Source organism: Enterobacter sp. BNK-13, assembly GCF_048685015.1.
Classification (GTDB): Bacteria; Pseudomonadota; Gammaproteobacteria; order Enterobacterales; family Enterobacteriaceae; genus Enterobacter; species Enterobacter quasiroggenkampii.
The window spans coordinates 1,173,112-1,189,814 of record NZ_JBLQTP010000001.1 but is presented as its reverse complement, the minus strand read 5'-3'; the positions used below and the strand labels follow the sequence as shown (position 1 = coordinate 1,189,814).

At 57.3% G+C, this 16,703-nt stretch carries 12 protein-coding genes; 1 reads left to right on the top strand and 11 read right to left on the bottom strand.

Features of this window, described 5'->3' with window-relative positions:
- Positions 1–120: 120 nt before the first annotated feature.
- From mukB to cmoM, 4 genes are read right to left on the bottom strand one after another with little or no spacing between them, the layout of a single operon-like run.
- A complete protein-coding gene (mukB, locus tag ACMGGQ_RS05585; RefSeq protein ID WP_420289694.1) occupies positions 121–4,572 on the bottom strand; it encodes a chromosome partition protein MukB in 4,452 nt (1,483 codons plus the stop codon).
- The gene (gene mukE / locus ACMGGQ_RS05580; RefSeq protein WP_008499954.1) at positions 4,572–5,276 is read right to left on the bottom strand and encodes a chromosome partition protein MukE; all 705 of its coding nucleotides are present in this window, start codon (positions 5,274–5,276) and stop codon (positions 4,572–4,574) included. The genes mukB and mukE overlap by 1 nt, the downstream gene beginning before the upstream one ends.
- Positions 5,257–6,579, bottom strand: a complete 1,323-nt coding sequence (gene mukF, locus ACMGGQ_RS05575) for a chromosome partition protein MukF (RefSeq protein ID WP_008499955.1) — start codon at positions 6,577–6,579, stop codon at positions 5,257–5,259. Before mukF ends, mukE begins: the two co-directional genes overlap by 20 nt.
- Positions 6,580–6,582: 3 nt before the next feature.
- A complete protein-coding gene (cmoM, locus tag ACMGGQ_RS05570; RefSeq protein WP_420289693.1) occupies positions 6,583–7,362 on the bottom strand; it encodes a tRNA uridine 5-oxyacetic acid(34) methyltransferase CmoM in 780 nt (259 codons plus the stop codon).
- Between the two features lie 124 nt (positions 7,363–7,486).
- Between cmoM and elyC the strand changes: the two genes are divergently transcribed.
- Positions 7,487–8,266 (top strand): envelope biogenesis factor ElyC, encoded by a 780-nt coding sequence (elyC, locus tag ACMGGQ_RS05565; protein WP_420289692.1) that lies wholly within the window; start codon positions 7,487–7,489, stop codon positions 8,264–8,266.
- On the opposite strand, the gene ACMGGQ_RS05560 is transcribed toward elyC, so the two are convergent.
- The 7 genes from ACMGGQ_RS05560 to ACMGGQ_RS05530 form a co-directional block, all read right to left on the bottom strand.
- On the bottom strand, positions 8,243–9,136 hold the full coding sequence (locus ACMGGQ_RS05560) for a YcbJ family phosphotransferase (protein WP_048027209.1): 894 nt from the start codon (positions 9,134–9,136) through the stop codon (positions 8,243–8,245). The genes elyC and ACMGGQ_RS05560 overlap by 24 nt on opposite strands.
- Before the next feature lie 142 nt (positions 9,137–9,278).
- Positions 9,279–10,025: a 3-deoxy-manno-octulosonate cytidylyltransferase gene (gene kdsB / locus ACMGGQ_RS05555; protein WP_008499959.1), complete on the bottom strand. Its 747-nt coding sequence runs from the start codon at positions 10,023–10,025 to the stop codon at positions 9,279–9,281.
- Entirely contained in the window at positions 10,022–10,204 is a 183-nt protein-coding gene (ycaR, locus tag ACMGGQ_RS05550; RefSeq protein WP_006174474.1) for a protein YcaR, read from the bottom strand. Before ycaR ends, kdsB begins: the two co-directional genes overlap by 4 nt.
- A 45-nt stretch (positions 10,205–10,249) precedes the next feature.
- The gene (locus tag ACMGGQ_RS05545) at positions 10,250–11,479 is read right to left on the bottom strand and encodes a winged helix-turn-helix domain-containing protein (protein ID WP_126534805.1); all 1,230 of its coding nucleotides are present in this window, start codon (positions 11,477–11,479) and stop codon (positions 10,250–10,252) included.
- A 44-nt stretch (positions 11,480–11,523) separates the two neighbouring features.
- Complete coding sequence (lpxK, locus tag ACMGGQ_RS05540) at positions 11,524–12,501, bottom strand: tetraacyldisaccharide 4'-kinase (RefSeq protein ID WP_262805352.1); 978 nt, start codon at positions 12,499–12,501, stop codon at positions 11,524–11,526.
- Positions 12,498–14,246 (bottom strand): lipid A ABC transporter ATP-binding protein/permease MsbA, encoded by a 1,749-nt coding sequence (msbA, locus tag ACMGGQ_RS05535; RefSeq protein WP_045908385.1) that lies wholly within the window; start codon positions 14,244–14,246, stop codon positions 12,498–12,500. The genes lpxK and msbA overlap by 4 nt, the downstream gene beginning before the upstream one ends.
- 35 nt (positions 14,247–14,281) lie before the next feature.
- Positions 14,282–16,546, bottom strand: a complete 2,265-nt coding sequence (locus ACMGGQ_RS05530) for a ComEC family protein (RefSeq protein ID WP_420289691.1) — start codon at positions 16,544–16,546, stop codon at positions 14,282–14,284.
- Positions 16,547–16,703: the final 157 nt, after the last annotated feature.

Here is a 16,703-nt window from a genome sequence, read left to right as displayed (position 1 = left end):
TAGACGGCTAAGCTGTTGCCTTACCTTATGTAAAGAAGTTTAAAGATAACGCAGCCCTAAGCACAAGTTAAGTTTAAAAAAAAAGCGGCGCCAGGGCGCCGCTTCGGATCGGAAAACGCGTCAGGAAGCGTCCGCCGTGGTTTCTGGCAGTGACTCTGGCGGCTGCGGCGCAAAGCCACGCAGCCCCACAACGTGGACGTGTTCACTGTTCTGGAACACTTTACGCACCAGCTTGTAGGTTGTCCCTTTTTCAGGACTGATGTTCTCCGGTGCCGCAATGATGAGCTGCATATCGAGACGTTCGCAAAGCTCAAACAGCGTGGCAATGGAGCGCGCATCAAGACGCGCAGCCTCATCCAGGAACAGCAGTCGGCATGGGGAGATGTCTTTGCCGCGCAGGCGGCGCGCTTCGTCTTCCCAGCTCTGTACCACCATCACCAGAATTGACATACCGGTACCGATCGCTTCACCGGTTGAGAGTGCTCCGGACTCCGCACGCAACCAGCCGTCTGAACCACGGTTTACCTCTACCTCCATTTCCAGGTAGTTACGGTAATCCAGCAGCTCTTCACCGATGGTTTGCGGCGTACGCTGGCCCATATCAATCTGCGGGTTCAGGCGCTGATACAGTTTCGCCAGTGCTTCAGAGAAGGTCAGACGGTTACTGTTGAACAAATCCTGATGCTGTTCGTGCTGCTCAGACAGCACTTCCAGCAGGGTGGCATGCGCTTCACGCACGTTAACGTTGAGGCGCACGCTGTTCACCTGGCCAAACGACACGCTCTGCAGACCCTGGTTGAGCTGGCGGATACGGTTCTGCTCGCGCTGAATGGTTTTACGGATGATGTTCGCCACGCTGCGGGAGCTGATCGCCAGCTTCTGCTCGCGGGAGGTCAACTCTTCCGTCAGACGACCCAGCTCGATTTCCATCTGTTCGATAGCCTCGACCGGATCGTCAGTACGAATGATGTCCTGACGAATACGTTCGCGCAGGTGCTGGTAAACCGCCACAAAGAACTGGATTTTACGTTCAGGACGTTTCGGATCTTCGGACATGCGCAGAACATCGCGCAGGTGTTCGTTATCCGCCACCGCCAGACGCAGGGCACCCAACGCCTTATCCGACATGGAACGCAGCTCATCGGCAGAAAGATATGCCAGCTCGCGACGGTGCAGGCGACGCTCAACGTTATTGTCTTTCACCATGCGCATCACCGCGCACCAGCCCGCCTTCGCGGTCACGACCTGCTCGCGCATCTCAAAGTAGTCGCGCTCCAGCTTGCGCAGGCGACGGGTCAGGTTATCCATTTCTGCTTCGCAGAAGGTCAGCGCTTTTTCCAGCTGATTGCGACGCGCACGGTTGTTGCTCAGCTGAGCATGCAGCTCGTCACGACGAATGCGCGCGCGCTCCTCTGCCCCGCTGTCGGCACGAACGCCTATGTCCTGAAGTTCTTTCTGCAGGTCGTTTAACAGCTCCTTCTTGGTATCGAAGGAGCTTTTCAGCGAGGCCAGCACCTGGTTGTACTGGTTCAGCTGAGCGGAATGGCTGCGCATCGCCTCGCGGGCGCGGGTACGTTCCGCTTCCGCCTGCTCAAGGCGCTGACGCAGCTTTTCATTCAGATCGCTGTTGCCGCTCAGCATTTCCGCCGAGTCGGAGTAGCCGAAGTGGGCGCGACGCTGCACCACCTCCGTCAGGGCGAACGCCTGCTGACGCGCCTCGCGCTGCACCTGCTGCGACCAGGCATAGTCTTCTTTCAATTGCTCAAACTGTTCCGGGTCGCTCTGCAGGACAGAGACAACCGGCTCCAGCTTCGCCAGCTGATTGCCGTGCTGCTGCACGAAGCGCGCGGCTTCCTGCGCTTCATCCAGGCGCTCCTGGATCTCGTCCACGCGATCGGCCAGCGTGTCATCCGCCAGCAGATTCAGGCGCGGCAGAATACGGTTAAGGGCCGCGACGCCCTCTTTCGCCTGCTCAAACTGGACGCGGCTCTGCTGGTTGTCGCTTTCATGACTGGCAATCGCCCGCTCCAGCTCGCCGCGACGGGTATTCAGCTTGCGAATTTCCGCTTCCGGGTCAGCTTCAAAGGCTACGGCCAGATGGCTGCCGATAAAGCGGCTAAACGCCTGATGCAGGCGCTGGGTTTTCTGCACGTCAAACGACAGCGTCGCAAAACGTTCAGATAGCGTTTCACGCTCGGCGTGCAGGCTTTCGATGCGGCTTTCGCGCGCGGCGCGGCCAAACAGCGGCAGCTCAGGGAAGCGGGAATAGCGCCACTGACGGTCAGCGATTTTCACCACCACCGCTTTTTCCAGTTCGTCGACGCTGAATACGCTGTCATCGAACGACTGCGGATCCCCTTCGATCAGGTAGAGATCTTCCGGACAATCTTCCAGACCGGCAAGCTGCTCAGAAATCAGCGACAGATCCGGCACCACAATCGCATTACGGGATGGACCGTACAGCGCGGAGAAGTATGGCGCATCGTCCAGACCGACATCGTCGTAAATCTCGGACAGCAGCACGCCGCCAAAACGCTCCGCCAGGGCATTGAGACGCGGGTCTTCCGCACCGCCCGGCTGGCTCAAGCGTTCAATTTCTTCGTCGACTTCACGCTTGCGCGTGCCGACTTCATCACGCTCAACAATGGCTTCGCGCTCGCGCTCCAGCAGCTGCTGCAGGTATTCGGTCACTTCCTGACTGGATTCAAACTGCTCGCCGCACTGTTCGCTGAGCTGGTTAAGGCTGCTCTGGGCCGCCAGCCAGACCGGTGCACGCTGCAGAAGCGCTTGCGAACGGGACTGCAGCTGTTCCAGCTCCTGACGCAGGGTCATACGCTGTTCGCTGGCGCTGGAGACCGTGTCTGAAAGCGCAGCGATACGCGCCTCGAGTTCCTGATGCAGGACCTCAAGCTCGTCAAAATCGTAATTTTTGCCCTGACGTTTGCAGAATTCCGCCAGCAGACGCTCGGCTTCCTGCTGCTCGCGCAGGCGCTGTTCCAGCTCGTTCAGACGCATACGCAGCGGCTGAACCTGCTCGGCCAGATGGCGCTGGTTAACACCGTCGCGCAGCAGTTCACGGGCAACGTCCCAGGCTTCGTTACGCGCCAGCGGGCCGTTAATCGCCACAACCAGCTGATAAGCCTGCTCAAACTGGCTGTGTGCCGTTTGCGCAACGCTCATTTTCTGTTCGAGGGACAGCAGTTTCTCAGTGGCTTCCTGCTCTTTGGCCTGGAAGGTATCCAGCCACTCGTCGGCGCTTTCCGGCGTCAGGTCAGGCAGATGGCACAGCTCTTTCGCGCGCTGTAATGCCTGCAGTGCCTGGGTGTACTGGATCGCGCGCGTCTGCTGCACGTCCAGCGCCTGCTGGTAATCGGCAAGCTGGCTTTTCAGCTCATCCACTTCCAGCTCGGCCGCTTCGGCGCGGGCTTCGTTCTCTTCCTGCATCTCGGCGGCTTCGGCCACCACTTCATTTTGCTCTTCGAGACGGATCTGCAGCTCGTCGAGGTCCGCTTCATAGCGCTCGATTTTTTCCTGCTGACGGATCGCAGTTTGCACCAGGTTCAGGTGATCGCTGGCGGCCTGGTAATCGGCTTCCAGGTCGCCCTCGGCACCGTTGTGCTCACCGAGCTCGCGCGCCATTTCGACGTGCTTGTACTGCTCGGCCACCAGCTGTTTACGGGAGGTAAACAGCTCGCGGCGATATTCTAATGCCTGATCGAGGTGGACGCGGCGCTCGTTAGCGTGGCGCATGTAGTCCGCCGCCACGTAGTTGGTGGCTTCGCTGATCAGGTGTTTAAACAGGTCACGGTCAGACTGGGTCACGCGAATCGCTTCCAGCGTCATGCGGTTTTCACGCAGCGCCGCTTCCATATCCTGGAAGGCCTTACGCACGCCGCTGTTTTCCGGCAGCAGGTAATCGCGCAGGGAGCGGGTAATCGCGCTGGAGATACCGCCGTAAAGAGACGCTTCAATCAGGCGATAGTATTTGCTGCGGTCTGATGCCGTGCGCAGACGACGCGCCACCACGCCCAGATCGAACATTAACGAGTGGTAGTCGGTAATCGAGTTGAACTGCTTGAACTGCACGCCTTCGATCGCTTCGAGCTTATCTTTCAGCTCCTGGAGCGTCAGCACGCGCGCCTGGCGTTCGTTCAGGGTTTCCGTCAGCAGCGCCGTTGGCTGCATGGACGTTGGCAGCCCCTGGATGGCGAACGGTTTAATATCGACTTTACGATCGCGACCGGCAACCTGCTGCAGGCGTACGCCCACCACCACGCGCTGATGGCGGGAGTTGATGACGTCCAGAACCGAATAACAGACGCCGGCCTTCAGCTTCCCGTGCAGACCTTTATCACGGGAACCGCTTGTGGCACCCGCTTCGGTGGTGTTACGGAAGTGAAGCAGCGTCAGGTCAGGGATCAGCGCCGTGACAAAGGCCGCCATGGTGGTGGATTTACCCGCCCCGTTACCGCCGGAGAGCGTCGTGACCAGCTCATCCAGATCGAACGTTCGGGCAAAGAAGCCGTTCCAGTTAATCAGCGTCAGTGAGCGAAATTTACCGCGTTCAATCATTACTCTTCCTCCCCGCTATCCGGCAGATTCTCTTCATGCTCATCATTGAGCTGCAAATGGTTTTCCACCGGCATCGCTTCACCGTCGCGGATCATGCGAAGCTGCGCTTCACGCGCGTCATCGCCCGCACGCACGTCGGCGCCGAAGCGGAAGACAGATTCCGTAATGCGGAATTTGCTGCTGTCGTGACCCATAAACCAGACCATCCCCAGACGACGCAGACGGTTCAGGGAAGAGCGAACCTTTTCCTGTAATTTCTGACGGTCAAGATCCGACCCCGTGGAGCGGTTGTTCACCAGCTTGAGCAGCTTGCTCTCATCTGCCAGCGTCAACAGCTCGTCGTAAAGCTCCTGCTGGGTGAAGATCCCTTCATTCGCCAGACGTTCCGGGCTGAGATAGAGGTAGCAAAGAATTTTGCCGACCATCATATCCAGCTCGGAGAGCACGGAACGCGGAATCAGCGTCGTGGAGCGCGGGCGCAGGTAGAAAAATCCTTCCGGCGCGCGGATAAGCTCCACGTTGTAGCGTGCGTAAAACTCTTCCAGGTACTCCTGGAAGTCCATCAAAAAGGCGTGATTATCCAGCTCGTCTAAGCCAATGTGACGACCGGCACGCAGCTGGCTGTCCAGCGCCGGAAATAACGGATTCGCCAGCGCCTGTGCCAGCTTAACCGGCATCACTTGTTCAATATTTGTCAATGACATGCGCCTGTACCTTGGCTCCGTAATCGTTAATTGGCTGCCACTTCGGCGGCAGTCCGGTGAAGTCTGCTTGCGCGATACCCAGGCGAACCGCCTGGTCTACCACAATGCGGGCAACGTCGAAGTGGCGCGCGCGCGGATATTGCGCCAGATAGTCGCGCACCACGAGTCCAAGATCCAGCGGAGCTTGTCTGGTTTTATAGACCGCGAGCTGTTCTTCGATCATCGCCGCAAGCTGCTCGCGAATTTCGTTAAATTCTTCATATTCCAGATCCGGCGGCAGTTCACCGGTCACCTCTTCATCGCGCAGCGCCATTTCTTCGTCGCGCATATCCAGCAGACGATCGGCATTGGCGTAGGTCAGCGCCCACGGCGCATCGAAATAGGTCTGCACCGACTGGCGCAGACGCTGGGCAAAGACGCGGTTCTTATCCATATCGATCGCGGTACGGATAAATTTATGCACGTGTCGGTCGTAGCCGATCCACAGGTCGATCGACTGCTGGCCCCAGCTGATGATGCGGTCCAGTTTACTCTGCAGGTCGAACACCAGACGGTCGATAAAGTGCAGATCGTCGTGTGCCAGCGTCGCGTCCTGGATGCGCAGCAGGTTCGCCTGCAGCTTGTCCCCTGCGGCTTCCAGCGTATCCTGCAGCTCACGCAGCGTACCGGAGGTTTCTGACAGCAGAAGTTCACAGCTTGAGATGGCTGCACGCCAGTCTTTATTCAGCAGCTGTGCGATATCGTCTTTGACCTGCTGCTGCTGTTCGTCCATCAGGCGCTGGGTCAGATCGATACTGTCGAAGATTTCCGCCACCGAGTATTTCAGCGGTGCATAGACGTTTCGGTGCCAGTGGAATTCGTCACCGTCTTCATCTGCCGCATCGGCGGCGCGCTTAAGCTCACCGGCCACGATCGACAGCTGCATGGACAGACGCAGCGTGGAAAATTCGCGTTGGCGAATGTAGTAATCGGTGATGCCGATGCCCAGTGGCGTCAGGCGATAGATGGCGTTTCCTTCCGCCTGCTCGCTGGTAAAGCGGTTCAGCAGACGTTGACGCACCATATCGTTAATTGCGTTGTTGGCACGCACGCTAATGGTTTCGCTGGTTTGCTCAAACGCATCACTGACGTGGCGGAACGCATCCACCAGTTCACCCTCGCTCATTTCACCATCCAGCCGCTCGCCGTTCAGCGTGGCGACCGCCAGCAGGAAAGAGAGTCTGTCTACCGGCAGCGAGATGGAGAAATCGTTTTTCCTGGCCCAGGCAACCAGTTCGGGGACTGTCTGGGAAAATTCACTCATAGGTTATCCTTGCATCTGCGGCTTGTGCGCGGTGACGTGAATATAGCGGCCAAGGCTGACAAAAGGCTCCTGACGGCAATACCGCGTTTCCAATTCTGTTAAGGTGTCAAAACAGTCACGCTGTTTGTGTTTTTCACGCAGATAATCATGAAACACCCTGACGCCCGTCTTCCCGACAATCTGCCAGCCAATCGCTTCCAGCCAGCCATAAACCTGCTGTGGATCGCGCGGATAGTCCGGGGAAAGCGTGCGCTTTTTCTTTTTGGGCATCCCGACCTGAACATAGTCGAAGTTTCCCGCAACCATGTTGTGCATCAGGAAGCCGTTAGCATTGTAGAACATCAGCGACAGCGTGCCGCCCGGGCGCAACATCGACCACAGGGTTTGTAACACGCTTTGCGGATCGGCAACCCACTCCAGCACCGCATGAAACAATATCAGATCAACCTGGGTTTCCAAATGCTGTGCGATGTCCTGAGCGGCGCATTGTATAAAATGCATGTTGTCGCTCACACCTTTCTCTTCTGCCGCACGCGTCGCGCGGGCGACCATTTCAGCAGAAAGATCGCAAAGCGTGACGTGATGACCGCGTTCAGCCATTTTTATGGCCGTCTGCCCTTCACCACCACCGGCGTCCAGCACGCGCAACGTTTGGCCACCGAACGTAGCCAGAATGGTGTCCAGCTCCTGCCAGAGGATCGTCTGACGGAGCTGCCCCTTCGTGGTGCCATAAATGTTGCGCGAAAATTTTTCCGCGATGTCATCAAAATTGCGATCCCGCATTGGGAGAGTTCCACTCGCTAACTGCAAAACCGCTATTTTGTCACACCCGCGCGGAGAATGAACCTCTCTGGTGTAATATCACCGGCAATCACCTGCTATATGGTCAAAAAAGGAACCAAAAAGGATGCTTTTTACCCTTAAGAAATACATTGGAGGGATGATGCTTCCCCTTCCGCTGCTGCTCATCATCATCGCGCTGGGGCTGGCGCTGGTGTGGTTCAGCCGCTTTCAGAAGAGTGGCAAAACGCTTATCACGCTCGGCTGGCTGGTCTTGCTGCTGTTGAGCCTGCAACCGGTCGCGGATGGCCTGTTACGCCCCATCGAAAACAGTTACCCAACATGGCAGGGAAATCAGAAAGTGTCGTACATCGTGGTGCTGGGCGGTGGATATACCTGGGATCCTGACTGGGCTCCGAGCTCAAACCTGATCAACAACAGCCTGCCACGGCTGAACGAAGGTATTCGCCTGTGGCTGGCAAATCCGGGATCAAAAATGATCTTCACCGGCGCAGCGGCCAAAACGAACCCGGTGAGTACGGCGGAAGCAGGCGCCAGGGTCGCGGAATCTCTCGGCGTGCCGCGTTCCTCAATCATCACGCTGGACAGCCCGAAAGACACCGAAGAAGAGGCTGCTGCAGTGAAGCAGGCGATTGGCGATGCCCCGTTCTTGCTGGTGACTTCCGCCTCGCACCTGCCGCGCGCGATGGTTTTCTTTGAGAAGCAAGGCCTGCACCCGCTTCCCGCACCGGCAAACCAGATGGCCATCGACGCACCGCTCAATCCGTGGGAACGGGCGATCCCCTCCCCGGTATGGCTGATGAATAGCGACCGCGTCGGCTACGAGACGCTCGGACGCCTCTGGCAGTGGCTGAAAGGATCCTCAGGCGAGCCAGGGCAAGAGTGATTTTGTTGCCAGATCGAAGTTTGCGCGATTGAATCGTCCGGTGTTCACCAGCTGCGCGACTTCGTCCCAGAGCAGGTAGAGCCAGCGTCGCCAGAGAAACGCTTCCGCAACGGGGGCGCGTTGAAGGTAATGCCACAGTAAGCCTTCCGCCGCCCCGCTGTCGCTGAGCCTGAACAGCTCATATTCGCGCGGTGCCCAGAGCATGATGCCCGGCCCCACCATTGCCAGAAGCTGATCGCTGCGGGCGTCTTTGAGCATGCTGCGCAGGGTAAAATTGCCGTGGATCAGCACGCAGTTGTCATTAAAACCTTCGAACAAGGCCGGTAAGCACTCCCGGGTGCGAAACAGGATACGTTTGTCCTGCATGGTTAAACCGGTGTTGTTGAACTGGTTAAGCGTTCCCCACAGCACTTCAACCCGCTGGCGGTACCACAGCGGCCAGAGGTTTTCCTGGGTGCTGTCAACCGGTCCGACAAGTCCACGGCTATCCTGACGGTGCCAGGCCAGCAGCGCCTCGACAATCTGATCTTTCAGCTGCTCCCAGCGTTCCGGCGTTCGCGCGGGCGCTTCAACGGGCACACCGCGTAAACGTTCAATCAGCAGTACGTCCGGGCCGGGGTGTTCCTCATGGGTCATCACGCCATACACCGTCGGCATACGCACGGTTCCCTCCCGCGCCAGCATCGACATTTTCCATGCAAGCTGCCTGGCAACGCCGGGTGACGTGAAACTTCTTGCCATTAGCGGCATTGGGTTACCCTGACTGTCGTAAAGCGACCAGAGCGCGGTATCGGCTTTTTCACTCACGCATTCGACCCGGCTTAACTTTTCACCCAGCAGATGGCTAAGTTCGGCACGCAGCTGTTCCATATGAGATTACCCCCATTAAGACTACTGCTTTTATAATGAGCGTCCTTAATGAAGATGTCACCCGGAAGAGATCAATCAGGAAAAAGAAAGTGAAAAATAAAGCGGAGAGTGCATCCCTCCCTGCGGAGAGATGCCGGTAAGATTAACGCAATTCGGCGCGAACGCGCTCAAGATCTTCAGGGGTGTCTACGCCCGTGCCGGGGACTTCCTCAGCAACGGCAACGTGAATTTTCTCGCCGTACCAGAGCACGCGAAGCTGCTCCAGCATTTCGATATGCTCCAGCGGGCTCGGCGCCCAGGCCACATAGCGGCGAATAAAGCCCGCGCGATAGCCGTAGATCCCAATATGACGCAGGAAGGTATCACCGATGGTCTCTTTAGAGAGCGCAAAGCGATCGCGATCCCACGGGATCGTGGCGCGGGAGAAATAGAGCGCATAGCCTTCCGCATCCATGACGACCTTCACCGCATTCGGGTTGAAAGCTTCTTCTGCATGATGAATGGGTACCGCCAGCGTCGCCATTCCGACCTGACGCTGCGCCAGGTTTTCGGCCACCTGACGGATAATGACCGCGGGGATCATCGGCTCGTCACCCTGCACGTTTACGATGACCGTATCATCACTGAAACCGCATTTCTCAACCACTTCCGCCAGACGTTCGGTGCCGGACTGGTGATCGGCGCGTGTCATGCACACCTCTCCGCCTGCGGCCTCAACCGCACGAGCGACATCCGGATGGTCGGTGGCAACAATCACGCGGTCAGCACCCGATTCACGCGCGCGCTCGAGGACATGCACAATCATCGGCTTGCCGTTAATATCCACCAGCGGTTTACCCGGCAGACGCGTTGAGGCATAACGCGCAGGAATAATGACGACAAAACTCATGGCTTGCTCTCTTCTGCCACCAGGGAACGGGCTTCATTTTCCAGCAATACCGGAATACCGTCACGCAGCGGGAAAGCCAGACTGTCCAGCTTGCAAATGAGCTCTTGTTTGTCCTGGCTGTAGTACAGTTTGCCGTTGCATACCGGGCAGGCAATAATTTCAAGTAAACGGTGATCCATAGTTCCTCCGTATGGGTAATCGCTAAAGCTTAACACATTCCCTTTTCAGGGCGTGCCTGTTTCCCAGCCACTTCGACAGGATGTAAACAATCCGTCGGGTACCCTGCCCAGCGTCACGTCGTCGGCACCCTGCCAGCGCGCGAATTCGCTAATGGCGGACGTTAATCCTTTTTCCAGGCTCGCCGTCACCCTGACGCCCTCTTGCAGATAAAGCGCAATGATTTCAAGCGTGCCGGTCTTGCGGTGCATTTTTGCATCCATGCGCCCGACCAGCTGTCCCTTATGCAGCAGCGGTAAAACAAAGTAGCCATACTGGCGCTTTGGGGCCGGGGTATAACATTCCAGCCGGTAGCTGAAATCAAAGAGCTGCTCGGCGCGTTTTCTGTCCCAGACGACCGGGTCGAAAGGCGACAATACCGCGCTGTGGGTCGCCTGCAGTTTCCCCTCCAGGGCCTGCGGCAATAGCGGAAGGAGATCCGCATGAAGCCACATTTCGCCCAGCGTTTCCACGGTAACGGGAATAACGCGCTGCTCGTGTTGCCACATGTCCAGCAGAGGTTTCAGCACGGGCTGGCGCAGGCGATAATAATCTGCCAGCCACTGCGTGCGAAAAATCCCCAGACTACGGGCGCTGTTCTCCAGCATAATGGCCTCGGCCGCCTCCTGGGTAAGCAGGTCGCGCTCGTCGTCCCAGTGCGGCATCACGCGATGCGTCAGATCGTAGACGCGCTGAAAGTTACGCCGCTCAATCACCATGACTTTGCCTGACGTGAACAACCCTTCGAGATGACGTTTGTGAGGCTTCCACTCCCACCAGCCGCTTGTCCCCTTGCGCGGGTGTTCAAAATCGGCGGAGCGTACAGGACCGTTTTCCTGAATATGCGCGATGAGCTGCTCTATTTCAGCCGCATGTTCCTGCATCCACGCCTGTCGGTATTTCCAGCCCATCTTTTCCGGCGCAAGCATGCGGTGACGCACCAGGGCAAAATCGCTGCGGGGCAGGAAGCAGGCTTCATGCGCCCAGTACTCCATCAACTCCCCCTTGCTGAGCGCCTCATCCAGCCACTGGGAAGGATAACTCCCCAGGCGGCTAAATAGCACCAGGTAAGGGCTGCGGGCCACAATATTAATGGTGTCGATTTGGAGGAGCGACATGCGCTGTACGGTAGAGAGGATATCGGCAGGCTGCGCGCGGCGGCGGGGCTTTTTGAGCAGCCCCTGCGCGGCCAGGTGGAGATTACGTGCGGCTGAAAGCGAGAGTTGCGGTAGAGACATGCGTTTTCCTGTCAGTCAAAGCGTCACCAGAACCGCGTAAGCCTTTAGTGCACCAACGCAATCAGTTCCTTGAGCAAATGTTCCGGCTGCTCACCGCTGAGTTCGGCGTCAACCGGCAGATACCACCAGTTATCTTTCGCAAAGGCGCGGCATTTCACCGCATCTTTTTCGGTCATGATCAGCGACTGCCCGGGTGCGGTCAGGGCGTCTACCTGCCCTTCCACCAGCGCCTGATGGTCGGCCAGCGGAACGCGTTTTTCCAGCCGGGCACCACACTGTTCCAGCGTCGCGAAGAAGCGCGGCGGATGACCAATGCCCGCCATCGCTACCAGTGAGGGCAACTCTGAAACCGACCGGCGTTCCCCCGTCACCAGGTTGATCGCCAGACCCGGCTGCAGGTGCATCGGGATTTCACCCGTTTTCGCCTCACCCCCGTTCACAATCACCGCGTCAACGGATTTCAGACGTGAAGCGCGTTCGCGCATGGGCCCGGCAGGTAACCACCAGCCGTTACCAAAACGGCGAACGCCGTCGATGACCACAATCTCTTTATCACGCGCCAGGGCGTAATGCTGCAGACCATCGTCAGTGATGATGATTTGTACCGCGTGTTCGGCAAGCAGTGCCTGTACGGCATCGCTGCGCACCGGGGAAACCGCGACCGGTACGCCGGTACGCTGGAAAATCAATACCGGTTCATCACCCGCTTCAGTCGTCGTGGTTTCCGCCGTCAGCAACAGCGGGTAATGCGCCGCTTGACCACCATATCCGCGCGATACCACACCCGGGCGTATACCGCGTTTTTGTAACTGCTCCACCAGCCAGATCACCACCGGCGTTTTGCCGTTGCCGCCCGCCGTAAGATTACCGACAACCACAACCGGCACCGGCGCGCGCCAGGCCCGCTTCACCCCCAGACGATAAAGCAGGCGGATGATGCCGCTCACCAGGCCGTAGAGCCAGGAGAGCGGCAAAAGCAGCAGCCACAGCGGGGATTCACCGGACCAGATGCGTGCAATCATTCGCCGAACTGCATCTTATGAAGCTGAGCGTAAACGCCGCGGTGTTCCAGCAGGTCAGCATGGCTTCCACGCTCAACAATGATACCGTCCTCAACCACGACGATTTCATCAGCCTGCTCGATAGTTGACAGACGGTGCGCAATCACCAGCGAGGTACGGTTCTTTTGCAGCTCATCCAGCGCGGACTGAATCGCGCGTTCAGATTCCGTATCCAGCGCAGAGGTCGCTTCGTCCAGGATCAGGATCGGGCTGTCGCGCAACAGCGCACGGGCAATGGCGATACGCTGACGCTGCCCACCGGAGAGCAGTACGCCGTTCTCACCGATGATGGTATCCAGACCGTTATCCATCTTGTTGATAAAGTCCATCGCGTAAGCCATACGCGCGGCGTTCTCAATCTGCTCGCGGCTGTACTCTTCAGTACGCGCATAGGCAATATTATTTGCCACGGTATCGTTGAACAGGTGCACGTTCTGAGAGACCAGCGCTACCTGATTACGCAGCGACTGCAGGGTATACTCCCGCAGGTCGTGGCCGTCTAACAGAATTTCACCTTCGTCAATGTCGTAGAAACGGGTGATAAGGCTGGCAATGGTCGATTTACCCGAGCCAGAACGGCCTACCAGCGCAACGGTCTTCCCCGCTGGAATGGTCAGGTTGATATTGCGCAGAGCCGGTGTTTCGCGGCCAGGATAGGTAAAGGTCACATTGCGGAACTCAACGTCGCCGTTCGCGCGCTCAATGACGCGTTTGCCTTCATCTTTTTCCTGCTCGGAATCCAGAATGCTGAACAGGGTCTGGCAGGCGGCCATCCCACGCTGGAACTGGGCATTCACGTTCGTCAGTGACTTCAGCGGACGCATCAGGGCAATCATTGAGGAGAAGACCACGGTAATGGTACCCGCCGTCAGCGTCTCCATGACGCTCGGGAAGCTTGCTGCATACAGGACGAACGCCAGTGCCAGCGAGGCAATCAGCTGAATAATCGGGTCAGAGATGGAAGAGGCCGAGACCATTTTCATCCCCTGCAGACGCATTTTGTTGCTGACTTTATCAAAGCGTTTGGTTTCGACGTCCTGACCACCAAAAATCAGCACTTCTTTATGCCCTTTCAGCATCTGCTCTGCGCTGGTGGTCACCTGCCCCATCGTGTTCTGCATATTCTTACTGATATTGCGGAAGCGCTTTGACACGACGCGGATAGCAATGGAAACCACTGGTGCCAGAACGATAAGGATAAGCGACAGCTGCCAGCTGTAGTAGAACATCATCACGAACAGGCCGATAATCGACGCGCCCTCGCGCACAACGGTAATCAGCGCGCTGGAAGAGGAAGAAGCAACCTGCTCGGAGTCGTAGGTAATACGCGACAGCAGCGTCCCGGTTGACTGCTTGTCAAAGAACGCAACCGGCATGCCCATCATGTGACTGAACAGTCGACGGCGCATGGTCATCACCACTTTCCCGGATACCCAGGAAATGCAGTAGCTTGAGATATAGCTGGTGATACCGCGTAAGATCATCAGTCCGATAACCACCAGAGGCATCCATAGCAGCACTGAGCGATCCGTTTTACCAAAACCGTCATCCAGTAACGGTTTAAGAAGCGATAGCATAAAAGTATCGCTGGCTGCGTTGAGGATTAACGCTACACCCGCCACGATCAAGCCTGCTTTAAAAGGGGCAATCATCGGCCAGAGTCGGCGGAACGTTTGCCACGTGGAGAGATCTTTGTCGTTATGCATTCAAAAAACCAGCATTGTTGAAATAGCCGCATATTCTACCCGTTATCGACGGGCGCGCCAAACCACTGATGATACCAACGTGGTAAAATTTGCTCTCGCAAGCGCCGGATTTGCCAGTGATGTTGCGAGAATGTCACCGATATTTGTCCTGAATGAGGGGTATCGTGCCAGATATACCCCTCTTTTCGATAGCGTCGGACAACTTTTGCTGACGGGAAATGCCATGCGTTATAGCGGGCCGCGGAATCCAGGGCGATCTGTCCTCCCACCCGCTGTACCAGCGGCAGTGAGGACGAGGTATTGCTGCCATGATGAGGCACCTGTATCAACGTGGACGTCATATAGCGCCAGTAATGGCTAAGCATAGCCTGTTCCGCTTGCGCTTCAATATCTCCTGTTAACAGAACACTTTGCTCCCCGTCGTCCACCTTTACCACGCAGGAACGGTTATTCCCCTGGGCCGGGTAATTTTCAGGGGGCCAGTGGACGGTGAAAGTTAACCCCTGCCATTCCCATTTCTGCCCACGAAAACAGGGACGGTGTCCCGTCCTGCGCAACGGGCTTCTTATCCATATATCCGGCCATGCTTTTTGCAACGAAATGAGGCCTCCTGCATGGTCGAGGTGTTCATGACTGAGAATCACCCCGTCTGGCCGTAGGTGATGCCAGCGAAGCCAGGGAATAATTAACCGCTGCGCGCTGTCTCCGTCCGGCCAGGCGAGCCCGGTATCATAAAGAATGGCTTTTCCCTGCCTTTCAATGACCATGGCCAGCCCCTGCCCCACGTCCAGCATATGCAGCGTCCAGCTCTCGCTTTTTGACGCTCGCCAGAGGGGAAATGTCAGTAAGACACTGCCTGCAAGACAAACGGCAGGAACGGTTTTCCAGGCACGAAAACGCCAGGCAATGATGATCAACCACGGCAGTAATGCCATGGTTTGCCAGCGTTGATCGACACTCTGCCAGCCATCAGGCAGGCGCATCAGTAGCCAGAAGAGTCCCGCAAGCGACTTATCGGCAGCAAACCAGATGGCACTTTCAACCGCTGCCAGCGGTAGCAGATGGAGCAGCATACCGAGCAGGATCAGCGGGACGGAGACAAACGTTACCAGGGGCACGGCAAAGAGATTCGCGACCAGGGATGAGAGGCTGAAGCCATGGAAAATCAGAACCTGTAACGGCATGAGCAGAAGCAACATGCCGACCTGCAGATAAATCAGGTTCACTAGCGGCCGTATACGTCTTGTCCTCTGCCAGTCAGGAAGCGGCAGCCACTGAAACCAGAAAATCAGCGCGGCGACGGCAAAGGCTGACAAAGCCAGACTCTGCGAAAGTACGGCTAACGGATCGTTTAACAGTATCGCCGCGATACAGCACCCCCATACCTGCCAGGGAGACCATTGACGGCCAGCGATTCGCAACATAGCAAGCACAGCAAGTGCGATGACCGTCCGCAGCGCAGGCGGTTGCAGGCCGGTAAGCCAGGCGTAGAAAGCAGCAAAGATTAACCCGGCAAGGAGAGGCATTTGCCAGTGGACCCGATGGCTGGGTAATAAAAACTGGAGTCCACGTGCAAGTAACCAGACGAGAGAGGCTGCCAGCGCGATATGCAGACCCGAAATCGCCATCAAATGCAGCGTGCCGGTTTCCCGCATCAGATCTTTTATTTCCCGTGGTACATCCAGGCGTTCCCCCATCCCAAGGCCCAGGATAACCGCTCCCCATGGATAAGCTGAAAGTCGGTTTTGCAACGACAGCAGATATTGCGCTCGCAGGCTGCAGCGCCCGTCGACGAGTTCCGCACGGGTGAAGCGCCCGCTCAATGTTTGATGTCGGGCAAAAGCGCTGCACTGAGCATCATAACCGCCGTCGTTCAGTTCGCCGTGTGCAGGCCTGAGCCTGAGCGTCATGGTCCAGCGCTGACCGGCACAGGCTTTCTGCGGCAGATAATTGCCATACAGCGTTACGCCGGTGGAGGCCCACCAGCGCTCGCCATCGACGCTGCGAATGTTTCCCTGATGCAGAGTCGCGCCGTCGGTCGCGGTGAGCTCTACCTCAGCCTGCACGGCCCCCGTTGTTAAATGCTGCATCGGCCAGACGCTCTCTTGCGCGGCCAGAATGCCCCACGCACAAAATAACAGCGTGATACCAGCATACTTCACTCGACGGTTTTGCCATGCAGCAAGCACTATCCCGCCAGCCACCATGACCCACACGGTGTAAGTCGACGGCAATTCAGGTAACCAGAGTAACGGAACTATCGCCAGCATGGCGCAGACACTAAGCGCGGGAATTCCCATTGCTACCTCCCTGTTTCAGGGTGGCAGTATGCAAGCAGGTTGAGCGGGTCGTCAGGTGTGAAGGATGCGATTTACAGCAAGCGCAGCAAGGTATTTTACGGGTTGCAGAAAACGAAACGGAAAATGCGGGGCACCTTCAGAAAGAAAGCGACGGGTA

Coding starts and splice junctions, on each gene's coding strand:
- cmoM (WP_420289693.1), bottom strand. CDS start 7,362: ATGCGGGATCGCAATTTTGATGACATCGCGGAAAAATTTTCGCGCAAC.
- ycaR (WP_006174474.1), bottom strand. CDS start 10,204: ATGGATCACCGTTTACTTGAAATTATTGCCTGCCCGGTATGCAACGGC.
- mukF (WP_008499955.1), bottom strand. CDS start 6,579: ATGAGTGAATTTTCCCAGACAGTCCCCGAACTGGTTGCCTGGGCCAGG.
- ACMGGQ_RS05530 (WP_420289691.1), bottom strand. CDS start 16,546: ATGGGAATTCCCGCGCTTAGTGTCTGCGCCATGCTGGCGATAGTTCCG.
- elyC (WP_420289692.1), top strand. CDS start 7,487: ATGCTTTTTACCCTTAAGAAATACATTGGAGGGATGATGCTTCCCCTT.
- ACMGGQ_RS05545 (WP_126534805.1), bottom strand. CDS start 11,479: ATGTCTCTACCGCAACTCTCGCTTTCAGCCGCACGTAATCTCCACCTG.
- ACMGGQ_RS05560 (WP_048027209.1), bottom strand. CDS start 9,136: ATGGAACAGCTGCGTGCCGAACTTAGCCATCTGCTGGGTGAAAAGTTA.
- kdsB (WP_008499959.1), bottom strand. CDS start 10,025: ATGAGTTTTGTCGTCATTATTCCTGCGCGTTATGCCTCAACGCGTCTG.
- mukE (WP_008499954.1), bottom strand. CDS start 5,276: ATGTCATTGACAAATATTGAACAAGTGATGCCGGTTAAGCTGGCACAG.
- lpxK (WP_262805352.1), bottom strand. CDS start 12,501: ATGATTGCACGCATCTGGTCCGGTGAATCCCCGCTGTGGCTGCTGCTT.
- mukB (WP_420289694.1), bottom strand. CDS start 4,572: ATGATTGAACGCGGTAAATTTCGCTCACTGACGCTGATTAACTGGAAC.
- msbA (WP_045908385.1), bottom strand. CDS start 14,246: ATGCATAACGACAAAGATCTCTCCACGTGGCAAACGTTCCGCCGACTC.